Source organism: Salinicola sp. 4072 (assembly GCF_036663415.1).
Classification (GTDB): domain Bacteria; phylum Pseudomonadota; class Gammaproteobacteria; order Pseudomonadales; family Halomonadaceae; genus Salinicola; species Salinicola salarius_A.
In genome coordinates, this window is the sequence record NZ_JAXOVV010000012.1 from 14,929 (window position 1) to 29,005 (window position 14,077).

A 14,077-nucleotide genomic window follows, 5' to 3' on the forward strand; every position below is an offset into this window, starting at 1 on the left:
CTTGGCTATCTCCTTGTCTCGTTTACGACTATCGTTTCAGCATAGCGCTTGCCGCCAGCCGTCGCAGGGAAACCTGAGGGCGACTTTGCCTGTCCAGCGCGTCTTTTCCCGCTACCGAGAGGAACGCACGCTTGACCAAACATCACGATCTCACGCCACCCAGCCGTGTCGCGAAAGACGATGAGGAACATGATCTTCATCTCAACGGTGACGAGCTGCCCTCAAAAGCGGCTGCCGTCCATGAGTTCATTCGCGAGGAAGGCGAGAAGGAACTGAGCCGCACGGTTTCCGCCCTGCTCTGGTCGGCCATCGCCGCCGGTCTCTCGATGAGTTTTTCAATGCTGGCGAAAGGCCTGCTGCGCGCCCACCTGCCGGACAACGACATCGGATTCCTGGTGGAATCGCTGGGCTACACGGTAGGGTTTCTGGTCGTGATCATGGCTCGCCAGCAGCTCTTCACCGAGAACACTGTCACCGCGGTACTACCCGTGATGAGCCAACCCCGGATCGGTAAATTCCTGTGTCTGCTTCGCCTCTGGGGCGTGGTGCTGGCCGGTAATCTGGTCGGCGTGGCCGTCTCGGCCTGGGCGATTCTGGCCCTGCCGATCTTCTCGACCCAGACCCATGAAGCCTTTCTGGCACTGGGGGAACACATCCTCGTGAACACCCCGATGCAGATGTTCGCCAAGGGCATCGTCGCCGGCTGGATGATCGCGACCATGGTATGGCTGTTGCCGAGCGCGGGCAGCGCCAAGATCTGGGTCATCCTGATCGTGACCTACCTCGTCGCGATCGGCGAATTCACCCACATCATCGTCGGTTCGACCGAAGTGATGTATCTGGTCTTCTCCGGTCACGCGGGATGGGCCGAATACCTGTTCCGATTCGGCCTGCCCACCCTGCTCGGCAATGTCGTCGGCGGCACCTTCATCTTCGCCCTGATCAGTCACGCCCAGATCCGCAGCGATAGCGACAACTGAGCCACCACCGGGCGTCTATGACCGGCGGGCGTCGACGACCGACGCGTCGGAATCCAGCGGGCGTCACAGCGGCGCCCGCTGTCATCCGACCGGTCCTCCTCCTCAAGTCCTCCCGGTAGCTCGCCGATACTGGTAATACATTCTCGAGTCCGCATCGAGACAAGATTATCGAACGGGAACCTTATCTCCATGTCATTCAAGACCTGGGCCGTCGTATTGGGTGCAACGGCGCTCTCCGGCTGCTTCGGCGTCAACACGTCGCAAGCTCCCATCGCCACCACTTATCCCATCAGCGAGCAGCAGCGCATGCAGGCGGCTCACCATTGGGAAGTGCTTGCCGAGCATGAAGCCCGCGCGATTCTTTCGGATCGAAGGCTCAGACAGAAAGCCCTCTACATCGCCCCCGAAATGCCGACGACCGCGTTCGCGGAGGGCTTCCGCGCCCTGCTGACCAGCGAACTGGTCAGCCGCGGCGCCATCGTGAAGACCCGGCCGGAAGCGGCCGTCGAGATCGACTTCGACGTTCAGGTGATCCGCCACCGCGACCGTACGGCCATACGCGAGCCTCAAGGTGCGCTGACCGCACTGGCCGCCGGCATTGCCGTCGCTACCATTCCGTACAACCACTGGACCGAGCCGGCATTAGGGCTGATTCCCGCCGCGGCAGTCGCCGATGTCTTCAGCGGCAGTTGGACTTCGGAAACGAACCACGAAGTCATCATCACGGTATCCGCCGACGAGTACGACACGCTGCTCTATTCCTCGTCGAACCTCTACTACATCAGCGGCGGCGACAGCGGCCAGTACGACCACGAACGGGGCCGCCTGGCGGTATCTTCAGACTGGTAAACGGATAGAAAGCATAGACATGACCTTGAAAAAGACCGCAAACCTAGTGGCGCTGCTGCTGATGCCGCTGCTGCTAGCGAGTTGCTCGCTGCTGGATACCACCACGCCCTCTCGAGAGGCCACTACGCTGGAACGCATAGACGACGCTGCCGGCGAGCTGATCGCCAGCGCCCGAGACCGCATCGATACCCAGCAACCGATCATCGCCACGACGCTCGTCAACGTGGACCAGCTCGGACAGTCCTCCACGCTTGGCCGCACGCTGAGCGAGGCTTTCACGTCCAGATTGGTGCAGGCCGGGCTCAACGTGGTCGAGGTAAAGCTACGCGACAGCCTGTACATCGAGGAAAACACGGGCGAGCTGATCCTCTCGCGCAACGTCCAGCGTCTGGGGCAGGATTACAATGCGGATGCCGTACTGGTCGGCACCTACGCCCAGGCCCAGAATCAGGTATTCATCAACGTGCGTCTGGTGAAGATCGCCAACCGGGCCATTCTCGGCGCCACGAGCTTCTCGCTACCCTTGACCAACGACCTTCGGTACCTGCTGCCCGTCAGTTATCGTTGAGGCTCATCACGCCAGCGAACTGGCTCCAATGAAACGGGGTTCAACGAAACAGGCCCCAACGAAACGGGGCGCCGATAAGGCGCCCCGTTCGCTTGTCGGACAGTCATCGAGAACGTCTAGACTTCCCGCTCCCTCTCGCGTGCCTTGTTCGGCTCGGCCTCCTTGGCCGCCAGATTGATCCCGGCGATCACGGCCTTGAGCGAGGCACTGACGGTATCGCTGTCCTCGGCCACGGCGCAGACACGCTGGCCATCGACATTGAGCTGTACGAAGGCGATGGCGTTGGCCTCGCTGTCGCCGCCCAGCGAGTGCTCCGCATAGTCGACGATGCCGACGCTGACGCCGGAATGCTTCTGCCACGCATCGGTGAAGGAAGACATCGCGCCGTTCCCCTTGCCCGAAAGACGGAGCGTCTCGGCGCCCTGCCATAGGGTCACGTCGATGCCTTCGTCCTGGCCCTTCGACAGCCGGTAGTCCGCCAGCGACAACGGCGTCTCGCTGGTGAAGCGATCGAACATCACCTGGCGAACCACCTCGCTGGACAGCTCGCTGGCCCGCTTCTCGCTCTCCTGCTGCACATGGGGTGCCAGCGCCAGCATCATCCAGCGCGGCAGGCTGATGCCGTAATCGCGCTCGAGCAGAAACGCCATGCCGCCCTTGCCGGACTGACTGTTGACGCGGATCACCGCTTGATAGTCACGGCCGATATCGCGCGGATCGATCGGCAGGTAAGCGACCTGCCACGGCTCGTCCGGCTGCTGCTTCTTGAGCGACTTGCGGATCGCGTCCTGGTGGCTGCCCGAGAAGGCGGTGTAGACCATCTCGCCGACCCACGGATGACGCGGATGGATCGGAATGTTGGTGCAGTCGTTGACCACCTCGATGATCTCGTCCGGCCGCGACAGGTCCAGCTCCGGATCGATGCCCTGGCTGTAGAGGTTCATTGCCAGGGTGACGATGTCCATGTTGCCGGTGCGCTCGCCGTTGCCCAGCAGCGTGCCTTCGACGCGCTCGGCGCCGGCCAGCAGCGCCAGCTCTGCGGAAGCCACCGCGCCGCCGCGATCATTGTGCGTATGAACGGAGATGATCACGCTGTCGCGATTCTTGATGTGCTGGCAGAAATACTCGATCTGATCGGCATGGTGGTGCGGCCCCGCCACTTCCACCGTGGTCGGCAGGTTGAGGATGCACTTGTTGTCCGGGGTGGGCTGCCACACATCCATGACCGCTTCGCAGATCCGCAACGAGAAATCGATCTCGGTGCTGGAGAAGCTCTCCGGGGTGTATTCGAAACGCCACTCCACTTCCGGATAGCGCTCGGAATAGGTCTTGACCCAGGTGGCGCCCTGCACCGCGATATCGACGATGCCATCGCGATCCATCTCGAACACCCGCTCGCGTTGAACGGTCGATGTAGAGTTGTACAGGTGCACGATGGCCCGCTTGGCGCCGACGAGGGACTCGAAGGTCTTCTCGATCAGATGCTCGCGGCACTGCACCAGCACGGCGATGGTCACGTCCTCAGGGATCTGCTCTTCCTCGATCAACCAGCGCACGAAATCGTAGTCCGGCTGGCTCGCCGACGGAAACCCGACCATCACCTCCTTGATGCCCACCTTGACGATCTGGTGCCAGAAGCGCTTCTTCTGCTCGACGCTCATCGGCTCCAGTAGCGCCTGGTTGCCATCGCGCAGGTCTTCACTCACCCAGATCGGCGCGTGATCGAGATCACGATCCGGCCATTGGCGATCGAAGGCGGGCACACGAGGCGCCGGGCGGTATTTTCTATGGTCAAAGGCGCGATGATCGAAAGCAGACATGGTGAAATTCCTGAAGGTGAAGAATTCGGTGCGTTCCGACCGCTGATGGCGGTCCGGTCATCGTGCCGCATGGCGGGGTGTGCCATGCGGACGCATCCGCAGCTTGTGACAGCGGAATCTGACGACAGCAACAGTGTAAAGCGTTTTCCGCGACATTTTATTGCGAATGAAGGAATCAAACGAAGTATATTGGCACAATATTGCTGAAAAATAGAAAATAGAGGCAGAAAAAATCCATGAACCAACCCGCACTCCTGGCGCTGGATCGATATGATCGGCGCATACTCGAACTCCTGCAGCAAGAGGGGCGTATCAGCAACCAGGAACTGGCCGATCGTATCGGCCTGTCGCCCTCCCCTTGTCTCAGGCGCGTCAGAGCGCTGGAAGAGAGTGGCCTGATCGTAAGATACCGCGCCGATATCGATGCGCGCCCTCTCGGCTACCAGCTCATGGCACTGCTGCATATCTCGATGGACCTTCATACCCCGGAGCGCTTCGACAATTTCGAGCGACACATTCGGGACGTCCCCAACGTCATCGAGTGCCTGATCATCACCGGCCAGACCGCGGATTTTCAGCTCAAGATCCTGGTTCGCGACATGGACGACTATCAGCACCTTCTCCTGCACGTCATCAACCGCATCGAGGGCGTCACCGGCGCGCACACCAGCTTCGTGCTGCGTCGCGTGTTCGAGAATCGCCCCATCCCCACCGACCTCGTCACCACGACCTGAGACGCCCATCGCCATGCCATTAGACGATTGCGCAATTGTAGCGAAGACAGCGTCTTGCTATGACTTTGCATGCAAAGTTCATCTTGGAAATAACAAGTACGCCAAGCGAGGTCATCATGAAACGATCAACGGCTCCCCGTCGCCTGAGTCTGTTGCTGTCTGCCGCCGTGCTGGCTTCGCCGCTGGCGCTGGCCGACTACCCCGAAAAGCCGATCACGCTGATCGTGCCCTGGGCAGCCGGCGGTGGCACCGACGCCACTGCCCGCATCATCGCCTCCTCGCTCGAGGAACAGCTGGGCCAGACGATCAACGTCCAGAATCGTACCGGCGGGAGCGGTGTCGTCGGCCATACCGCGATCGCCAATGCCAAGCCGGACGGTTATACCCTGGGCCTGGCCACCGTCGAAGTCGCGATGATGCATTGGCAAGGGCTCACCGATCTTACCTACCAGGACTTCACCCCGATCGCGCAGATCAATTTCGACTCCGCCAGCCTCTCGATCGCCAACGACTCCCCTTTCCAGAACCTCGAAGACTTCGTGACCCAGGTCAAGAACGAGCCCCAGGGCACCTATACCGCATCCGGCACCGGTCTCGGCGGCATCTGGCACGTCGCGCTCAACGGTTTTCTGATGGATCAGGACATTCCCGCCGGCAAGATCACCTGGGTTCCCAGCCAGGGCTCGGCTCCCGCCATGACCGAGCTGGCTTCCAACAGCATCGACCTGGTGGCCTCCTCGCTCCCCGAGGCGAGGACGATGATCGGCGCAGGAGAGCTTGAAAGCCTCGGCGTCATGACGCCGGAAAGACTCGAAGGCTTTCCCGACATTCCTACCTTCAAGGAACAGATCGGCAGCGACTTCACGCTGGGGGCGTGGCGCGGCATCGTCGGCCCCAAAGGGATGGACGAGAATGTCGTGGCAACGCTGGAAGCTGCCCTCAAGAAAGCCTACGACAGCGAGGCCTATCAGAACTTCATGGCCAAGCAGGGTTACGGCGTGGTGTGGCGAAACGCCGATGACTTCGCGCAACTAATGGCCGAAGATGACGAAAAGTTCGGCAAGATCATGGGCGAGATGGGCCTGACGAACTAGGCCGCCAAGCCTGCGACAAGCCTTTATCCCGATCGGGCCGGCGCAGCGATTGCCCCGGCTCGTTTCATTCCGCCCGGGCTATCTTTCCCACGGCGGCTATATTTTTCCCTCGGCGACGATAAGGAAGCCACAGCCATGCAACTCCCACAGAACCCCTTCAAACGCTCGCTCGACGGCAATCCGCGTTATGGCTGCTGGGCCGGATTCGGCACCGGCTACGCCACCGAAATTCTGGCCACGACCGGCTTCGACTGGTTGCTGATCGACGGCGAGCATGCTCCCAACACCGTGCCTTCCGTTCTGGCACAGCTGCAGGCCGTGGCGCCTTACGCCAGCGCGCCGGTCGTTCGTACCGTCAATCACAACCCGGCGCTCATCAAGCAGCTGCTCGATATCGGCGCCCAGACGCTGATGATTCCGATGGTCGATACCGCCGAGCAGGCAGCCAGGCTGGTGGCAGCGACACGCTACCCGCCCCACGGATTCCGAGGCGTCGGCGGCGGCCTGACCCGAGCCACTCGCTGGGATAGCGTGGAAGACTACCTGGCCCGCGCCCATGAAGAGCTCTGCCTCGTGGTGCAGGTGGAATCCCGCAGCGGCGTCGACAACGCCGAAGCGATCGCGGCCACCGAGGGGGTCGACGCCGTCTTCGTGGGCCCGGTGGATCTCTCTACCGGCGTCGGCCATGCCGGCAACCCCAATCACCCGGATGTGCAGGCGATGATTCGCCACACGCTGGAAGCGACCAAGGCCGCAGGCAAGGCGGCCGGCATCCTCGCCCCCGCCGAGGCAGATGCCAAGCGTTATGCCGAGTGGGGGTTCGATTTCATCGCCGTGGGTATCGATATCAGCCTGCTGCGACAGGCGGCCGTCGAGACGATTGCCCGCTACAAGCCGGAAACGCCAAAGCCCAAGTCGAGCCTGGGATATTGAAGCGAGCCCTCACCAAGATCGCCCGGATAGTCGACTGTCCGAATGTCCGATTGCCCGAGGATACCAGCCAAAAAAACGCGCTCCCTGGAGCGCGTTCGTTGCTTGCCACACTTGCTGCCCATCGTCACGCGTAGGCGTTGACCTGGGTTCCCAGCGTGCCGGAAACCGCCAGCTCCGGCGAAGGCGACACGGAGGACATCAACTGCTGGATATGAGCGGCTTGCCCATCCAGGGACTGCTTCAGCAGGCTACCCTGCGCCTCCTGGCTCTGATTGAAGTTCTGCAGTGCCAGGGCGGCGCCCACGGCGGCATTGACTGAGGTATCCATCGCAAACTCCTTGTTCCGAAAGCAGGTCGTGCGTTTATTGGTCTTGCGGTCTTCGGTCCATCCATCAGGCTATCGGCCAGTCCGTTCGTCAACTTTAACGGCGCAGCCCCCGCCTCGAAAGGCCCCCGGACGAGGATCGCGTGCCGGCTCGATCTTGTCCTCGGCTCCAGCGCGGGACGCCGCCACGAGGCGGCTGTTAAACTGCGAGCGCTCATCCCCCAGGACCGGATCATCGTATGAAATACATCGGAGCCCATGTCAGTGCCGCGGGCGGCGTCGACCAGGCCGTGAGCCGCGCAACCGAGATCGGTGCCAATGCTTTCGCGCTGTTCACCAAGAATCAGCGCCAGTGGAAGGCCAAGCCACTGGAGGAGACCACGATCGAGGCGTTCAAGGCGGCCTGCCGCGCGCAGGGTTTCGGCCCGGCCCAGATCCTTCCCCACGACAGCTACCTGATCAATCTCGGCCATCCCGACACAGAAGGTTTGGAGAAGTCCCGCGCGGCCTTCCTCGACGAATGTCAGCGCTGCGAGCAGCTGGGGCTGGAGCTGCTGAACTTCCACCCCGGCAGCCATCTCAAGAAGATCAGCGAGCGCGACTGCCTGGCGCGAATCGCCGAGTCGATCAACGAGGCTCATGCCGCGACCCGATCCGTCGTCGCCGTGATCGAAAATACAGCCGGTCAGGGCTCCAACCTCGGCTTTCGCTTCGAGCAGCTGGCCGAGATCATCGAACGGGTCGACGACAAGGATCGCGTCGGCGCCTGCATCGACACCTGCCACGCCTTCGCCGCCGGCTACGATCTGCGCACCGAGGAGGACGCCGTCGCCATGCTCGACGATTTCGAGCACGTGGTGGGTATTCGCTATCTGCGCGGCATGCATCTCAACGACGCCAAGAGCGAGTTCGCCAGCCGGGTCGACCGTCACCACAGTCTGGGCAAGGGCAACATCGGCCTCCCCGCCTTCACCGCGCTGATGCGCGACAACCGTACCGACGGCATTCCGCTGATTCTGGAAACCATCGAGCCCGAAATCTGGGCCGAAGAGATCCAGTGGCTGCGCGGTCAGCAGCGTACCGACTGACCTTCACTGACTGACCTTACCGACTAACCTTCATTGACGAAGCTTCTCCGGCGGGCTTCACGAATGGCTCGCCGATGGCCGGCCATCACAGGCTGACCCCGGACCCCGCATTCCCAACCCTCACGCCCAAGGAACCTGCTCGACATGGATGGATTCTTCAACTGGCTTGGCGAAGCGATCGGCAACGTGATTCGCACCGTAGTCAACGGTCTGCACGCCATATTCGGCAACCTGTGGCAGGCGATCGACGGCTTCGTCGACGGCCTGACCGGCTCGCTCGGCATCAGCGATTCGATCTTCAGCATCGCGGCACTGGTGGTTGGCGTGCTGCTGCTGATCAGCGGCATACGTTCACTGATTCGCGGCGGCATCGTCGGCGGCATCGTCTGGCTGCTGCTGGGGCTGGTGATCCTGAGCTGGCTGATTCGCTGAGCCGGGTGCCTGCCCGTTTATATCGATTGACGGGAAGGTATGCCTATTCCTGCTAGATCAACGCGATCTCCTTGTCATCTATCCTTTCGTCTACCACCTTGAATTTACAAGGTCACACCGATTGGTGACCGATCGACGACAGGATCCGTCGCCGCATCAGACAAGGAGATATCACCATGAGTCAGTCACTCAAATCGCAGCAGAACGGCGTCGACGTCTACAACCAGTTCATCGGTGGCCAGTGGCTTACCGGCGACGGTGAGCTGTTGGACGTCCTGAACCCGGCGACCGGTGAAGTCATCGCCCGAGCGCAGTTGGCCGATGAAAAACTCGCGGATCAGGCTCTGCAGGCGGCACAAAAGGCTTTTCCCGCCTGGTCGCGCAAGACTGCGGTGGAACGCGCCGACTATCTCTACCGCCTGGTCGATCTCCTCCAGGAGAATCGTGATCGCCTGGCCAGGTTGATCACCACCGAACAGGGCAAGCCGCTCTCCGAATCCGACGCGGATGTCGGCATGTGCTGCGACCTGATTCGCTTCGCCGCCGAGAACACGCGCCGTCTGGAAGGCGACATCATTCCGGCGGACGATCCCGACGAGCAGATCTGGATCCAGAAAGTGCCGCATGGCGTGGTGGTCGGTATCACGGCCTGGAACTTCCCCGCCGCGCTGATCGGTCGCAAGCTCGGCCCGGCCCTGGCGGCAGGCAACACGATCGTGCTCAAGCCGTCCGAGGAGACGCCACTGACCGCGCTGGAGATCGTCGAGCTGGCGCGCCAGGCCGGCATTCCGGATGGCGTGGTCAACCTGGTCAACGGTCGCGGCCGGGACATCGGCAATCACCTGATCCAGAGCCCGATCACCCAACTGATCAGCATGACCGGCAGCGTGCGCGGCGGCCGCGAGATCAACAAGGCGGCCGCCGAACACCTCAAGATCGTGCGACTCGAGCTGGGCGGCAAGGCGCCGTTCATCGTCATGGACGACGCCGACCTCGATCCGGCCGTGGATGCCGCCATCGCCTCGCGCTACAACAACTGCGGTCAGGTCTGTACCTGCAACGAGCGTATGTATGTCCAGTCCGGCATCTATGATCGCTTCCTCGAACGTTTCAAGCAGCGTGTCGAGGCTCTGAAGGTCGGCAACCCGCTGACCGACAAGGATGTCGACATGGGGCCGAAGATCAACGCCGCCGAACTCGACAAGATCCACGACATGGTCGAGCACGCCCAGAGCCAGGGCGCGCAGCTGTTGACGGGCGGCAAGCGTCTGACCGGCGGCGATTACGACAAGGGCAACTACTACGCTCCGACGATCCTCACCAACGTCGACAACGACATGGACATCATGAAGGAGGAGATCTTCGGCCCGGTGGCTCCGATCATGAAGGTCGATAGCTTCGAACAGGCGATGGAGTACGCCAACGCCTCGGAGTACGGCCTTTCTGCCTATGTCTTCACCCAGAACGTGAAGCAGCTGATGGCACTGACCCGCGAGCTCGACTTCGGCGAGATCTACGTCAATCGCGGCGGCGGCGAATCGGTCCAGGGCTTCCACAAGGGCTACCGCAATAGCGGCCTCGGCGGCGAGGACGGCAAGTACGGCCTCGAGGCTTACGTCAAGAGCAAGACGATGTACGTTCACTACGCCTGATCGGCTTTCGGCATTCGCAACGACAACGGCCGCGATTTCCATCGCGGCCGTTTTCTGCCTTCGCTTTGCTGCCTTCGTGTTCCTACCTGAACGTCATCACTCTATCAGGCATCCGCCAGCGCCCGCTCGACCATCTCGTAGACGTTGGGCGAGAGCTTCTCGGCGCGAATGCGCTCTAGCTCGGCTTTCATCAGGGCCTGACGCGTCTCGTCGAAACGCTGCCAGCGCGTCAGCGGCGTGATGATGCGCGCAGCGATCTCCGGATTGAGGCGGTTGAGCTCGATCACCACATCGGCCAGCAGCTTGTACCCTTCCCCGTCGAGCCGATGGAAGTTGACCCGATTCTGGGCAAAGGCCCCGATCAGGGCGCGCACCTTGTTGGGGTTCTTCATCGAGAACAGCGGATGCCCCATCAAGAAGCGCACGCGCTCCAGCACGTCGGCCTGCGGCCGCGTGACCTGGATAGTGAACCACTGATCCATGACCAGCGGGTCGTGAGCCCACTTGTCGCCGAAGGCCTTCAGCGCCGGTTCGGCCAGATCGGTGCGATCGCTGTGCGCCAGCAACGTCAGCGCTGCGCGCACATCGGTCATGTTGGCGCTCTGCTCCAACTGCCGCTGCGTCAGGCTGACGGCCTCGTCGTCCTCGATGCTCATCAGGTAGGCCAGCGCCACGTTCTTGAGACGACGCTGGGCGATCTGCTCTGGCGTCGGCGCGTAGGGCTCGTCGCTCAGATTGTCGCGATAGACGGCGAGGAACTCGTCGCGCAGCTGGTAGGCCAGCGACTGGCGCACGAATTCCCGCGCGGCGTGAATCGCATCGACGTCGACCGTCGGCTGCTGTTCGGCGATATAGGCTTCGGAGGGCAGCGTCAGCATCTCCGCCAGCACCGCCTTGTCGTCGCCCGGTTCGTTGAGCAGGCTGCGATACGCCTCGATCAGACGCACGTCCATCACCTTCTCGACGCCGTTTCGATGCGCCGCGATCAGATCGTCCAGCGCCAGCATGGTCAGCCGCTGGCCGGCATCCCAGCGGTTGAAGCCGTCGGAATCATGCGTCAGCAAAAACGCCAGCTCTTCCCGCGAATAGGGATAGCGCAGCTTCACCGGCGCCGAAAATCCGCGCAACAGTGACGGCACCGGCGCCTCTTCGACATTGGTGAACACGAAGGTCTGCTCCGCTTCACGCAGATGCAGCACGCCGTCCTTGCCCAGATCGGCCGGGCTCTCGCCGCCGTTATCCAGCTTCAGGGTCAGGTCGTGGCCGGACTTGGTGCCGACCAACCCCATGCGCACCGGAATGTGCAGCGGCAGCTTCTCGGTCTGGCCCGGTGTCGCCGGCGTCCGCTGGGAGAGGCGCAGGTGGTATTCGCACTTGGCGTAGTCATACTCGCCGTGGGCATCGATCTCCGGCGTCCCCGCCTGAGAGTACCAGCGCAGGAACTGATCGAGATTCAGCCCGGAGACTTCCGCCATGCAGGCGACGAAATCCTCGATCGTCACCGCCTGGCCATCGAAGCGTTCGAAATAGAGATCACTGCCGCGGCGGAAGTCTTCCCAACCCAGCAAGTGGCGCAGCATGCGCACCACTTCCGCCCCCTTCTCGTAGATGGTCAGGGTGTAGAAGTTGGAGATCTCGATGTAGTGATCCGGGCGAATCGGGTGCGCGGTGGGGCCGGCATCTTCCGCGAACTGCGCGGTGCGGAAGAACGAAACGTCCTCGATCCGCTTGACCGGCGCCGAGTTGACATCGGCAGAAAAGGTCTGGTCGCGGAAGACGGTGAAGCCCTCTTTCAGCGAGAGCTGGAACCAGTCGCGGCAGGTGACGCGATTGCCGGACCAGTTGTGGAAGTACTCATGGGCGACGATACCCTCGACGCGCTGGAAGGCCGCATCGGTCGCGGTCTGCGGATGCGTGAGCACCGCCGCCGAGTTGAAGATGTTGAGCCCCTTGTTCTCCATCGCCCCCATGTTGAAGTCGTTGACGGCGACGATCATGAAGCGGTCGAGGTCGTATTCGCGGCCGTAGGTCTCCTCGTCCCACTGCATGGAGCGCTTGAGCGATGCCATCGCATGCTCGGTCTTGTCGAGGTTTTCCGGCTCGACCCAGATCTGCAGCAGCACGTCGCGACCGCTCATGGTCGTGTAGCGATCCTCCACCTTCTCCAGGCTGCCGGCGACCAGCGCGAACAGATAGCTGGGCTTGGGGTGCGGATCTTCCCAGGTCACGAAATGGCGACCATTGGGCAACTCGCCCTTCTCCACCGGGTTGCCGTTGGAGAGCAGCACCGGCAGCGACTCGCGATCGCCGATCACCGTGGTCGAAAATGTAGCCATCACGTCCGGGCGATCGGGATAGAAGGTGATCCGGCGAAAGCCTTCCGGCTCGCACTGGGTGCAGAACATGCCGTTGGAACGGTAGAGCCCTTCCAGCGCCGTGTTGGCGTCGGGATCGATCTCGACTTCGGTATCGAGCCGAAAGCGCTGCGGCACCGAGGTCACGGTCAGCTTGTCTTCGTCGACCTCGAACTCTCCGGCCTCCAGCGTCTGGCCATCGATAGCGATGCTAATCAGCTTGAGCTGCTCGCCGGCCAGTTCCAGCGGCAGGCCTGTCTCTTTATCACCGGGCTCGCGATCCGGGTGGCGTTCCACGTGCAAGCGCGCCTTGACCCGGGTTGCGGACGGCTCGAGATCGAAGGTGAGCTCGGTGTGCGTGACGCGGTACGCCGGCGGCAGATAATCCTTGAGATAGGTCGCTTGCATCTCAGACATGGCAACGCTCCTTGCAGAAATGAGTAGGTCGAATCAGCAGCTCGAACCCGTGACAATAGTCAGTAACCCGAATGGGTCGACAAAGCCTGCCGATCGACAATCGGAAACCATTCTACCCACGTCACCGGAACGATATCGAATCGATGTCGCGGCGCGGGAACATGGGCAGTGCAAGGTGAGAGAAACGGCGGCGTCTATCGATGAATCAACGCCGTTCAGGGGCCTCTTCCGACCACACGCCACGCACCGGGCACTGGAGGCTCGGCAGCGGGCGGGTCACGATCCAGATCGCCAGCCCCGCGAGCCCGACGATCAGGCCGATCTTGACCGGCCAACTGGGCACGGTAAAGGCAATGACCAGACATGACACGCTGAGCATGATCACGGCCATGATCTTGGCGTGCTTGGGGATGGCGCGTTCGCGCTCCCAGGATTGGATCGGCGGGCCGAAGCGCGGGTGGTTGCGAATCCAGCCGGCGAATCGGGGGGACCCTCGCGAGGCGAGCCAGACCGCCGCCAGCATGAAACACGTGGTCGGCATCACGGGCAGAAAAAGACCGATCACGCCCAGCGCGAAACTGATGGCGGCCAAGGTGACATAGATGGCATTACGCATGCCGAACATCCCCACTACGATTGGTCGAGGCGCCACCCGAAGAGGACGCTTGGGTCAATAGTGTAAACCAGCCTTTACCGTCCTCTCCAACGTCCGGCGATGGAAAGGGCCAATATTGACGATAGGGAAACCGTTCATTCGCCAGGTGACGGCTAGTGCCGCCGCGCCATCGGCGTAGGCTTCGGCGTAATGCCCCTCTATCTCTGGAACGGACA

The 14,077-nt window shown here is 62.0% G+C and carries 13 protein-coding genes; 9 read left to right on the forward strand and 4 right to left on the reverse strand.

Translation table 11 applies throughout. The features are described from left to right. Window positions 1–131 precede the first annotated feature (131 nt). The 3 genes from R3F72_RS09815 (at window position 132) to R3F72_RS09825 (ending at window position 2,397) form a co-directional block, all read left to right on the forward strand. Entirely contained in the window at window positions 132–980 is an 849-nt protein-coding gene (locus R3F72_RS09815) for a formate/nitrite transporter family protein (RefSeq protein ID WP_087718933.1), read from the forward strand. 189 nt (window positions 981–1,169) lie between these two features. Further along, the gene (locus R3F72_RS09820) at window positions 1,170–1,829 is read left to right on the forward strand and encodes a hypothetical protein (RefSeq protein WP_332779545.1); all 660 of its coding nucleotides are present in this window, start codon (window positions 1,170–1,172) and stop codon (window positions 1,827–1,829) included. 25 nt (window positions 1,830–1,854) lie between these two features. Then, entirely contained in the window at window positions 1,855–2,397 is a 543-nt protein-coding gene (locus tag R3F72_RS09825; protein ID WP_332779546.1) for a FlgO family outer membrane protein, read from the forward strand. A 116-nt stretch (window positions 2,398–2,513) separates the two neighbouring features. On the opposite strand, the gene R3F72_RS09830 is transcribed toward R3F72_RS09825, so the two are convergent. After that, window positions 2,514–4,217 (reverse strand): 2-isopropylmalate synthase, encoded by a 1,704-nt coding sequence (locus R3F72_RS09830; protein WP_332779547.1) that lies wholly within the window; start codon window positions 4,215–4,217, stop codon window positions 2,514–2,516. 236 nt (window positions 4,218–4,453) lie between these two features. On the opposite strand from R3F72_RS09830, the gene R3F72_RS09835 reads away from it, so the two are divergent. The 3 genes from R3F72_RS09835 (at window position 4,454) to R3F72_RS09845 (ending at window position 6,978) form a co-directional block, all read left to right on the forward strand. Continuing rightward, window positions 4,454–4,951, forward strand: coding sequence for an Lrp/AsnC family transcriptional regulator (locus R3F72_RS09835; protein WP_303853016.1), 498 nt, complete (start codon window positions 4,454–4,456; stop codon window positions 4,949–4,951). 116 nt (window positions 4,952–5,067) lie between these two features. Next, the gene (locus R3F72_RS09840; protein WP_332779548.1) at window positions 5,068–6,045 is read left to right on the forward strand and encodes a tripartite tricarboxylate transporter substrate binding protein; all 978 of its coding nucleotides are present in this window, start codon (window positions 5,068–5,070) and stop codon (window positions 6,043–6,045) included. Between the two features lie 135 nt (window positions 6,046–6,180). Next, entirely contained in the window at window positions 6,181–6,978 is a 798-nt protein-coding gene (locus tag R3F72_RS09845; RefSeq protein ID WP_332779549.1) for an HpcH/HpaI aldolase family protein, read from the forward strand. 124 nt (window positions 6,979–7,102) lie between these two features. Here the strand turns inward: R3F72_RS09845 and R3F72_RS09850 are convergent, their stop codons facing one another. Continuing rightward, window positions 7,103–7,306 carry a putative motility protein gene (locus tag R3F72_RS09850; protein WP_087718926.1) on the reverse strand — a complete coding sequence of 68 codons (204 nt, stop codon included), beginning with the start codon at window positions 7,304–7,306 and terminating at the stop codon, window positions 7,103–7,105. Window positions 7,307–7,542: 236 nt separating this feature from the next. On the opposite strand from R3F72_RS09850, the gene nfo reads away from it, so the two are divergent. From nfo to aldA, 3 genes are all read left to right on the forward strand, one after another. After that, window positions 7,543–8,391, forward strand: coding sequence for a deoxyribonuclease IV (gene nfo, locus R3F72_RS09855; protein WP_087718925.1), 849 nt, complete (start codon window positions 7,543–7,545; stop codon window positions 8,389–8,391). A 144-nt stretch (window positions 8,392–8,535) separates the two neighbouring features. Further along, window positions 8,536–8,823 carry a hypothetical protein gene (locus R3F72_RS09860; protein ID WP_087718924.1) on the forward strand — a complete coding sequence of 96 codons (288 nt, stop codon included), beginning with the start codon at window positions 8,536–8,538 and terminating at the stop codon, window positions 8,821–8,823. A 176-nt stretch (window positions 8,824–8,999) separates the two neighbouring features. Further along, window positions 9,000–10,475, forward strand: coding sequence for an aldehyde dehydrogenase (gene aldA / locus R3F72_RS09865; RefSeq protein ID WP_087718923.1), 1,476 nt, complete (start codon window positions 9,000–9,002; stop codon window positions 10,473–10,475). A gap of 104 nt (window positions 10,476–10,579) precedes the next feature. Here aldA and pepN read toward each other — a convergent pair whose 3' ends face one another. Then, the gene (gene pepN / locus R3F72_RS09870; RefSeq protein ID WP_332779550.1) at window positions 10,580–13,246 is read right to left on the reverse strand and encodes an aminopeptidase N; all 2,667 of its coding nucleotides are present in this window, start codon (window positions 13,244–13,246) and stop codon (window positions 10,580–10,582) included. 205 nt (window positions 13,247–13,451) lie between these two features. Then, window positions 13,452–13,862: a YbaN family protein gene (locus tag R3F72_RS09875; RefSeq protein WP_306298797.1), complete on the reverse strand. Its 411-nt coding sequence runs from the start codon at window positions 13,860–13,862 to the stop codon at window positions 13,452–13,454. Window positions 13,863–14,077 lie beyond the last annotated feature (215 nt).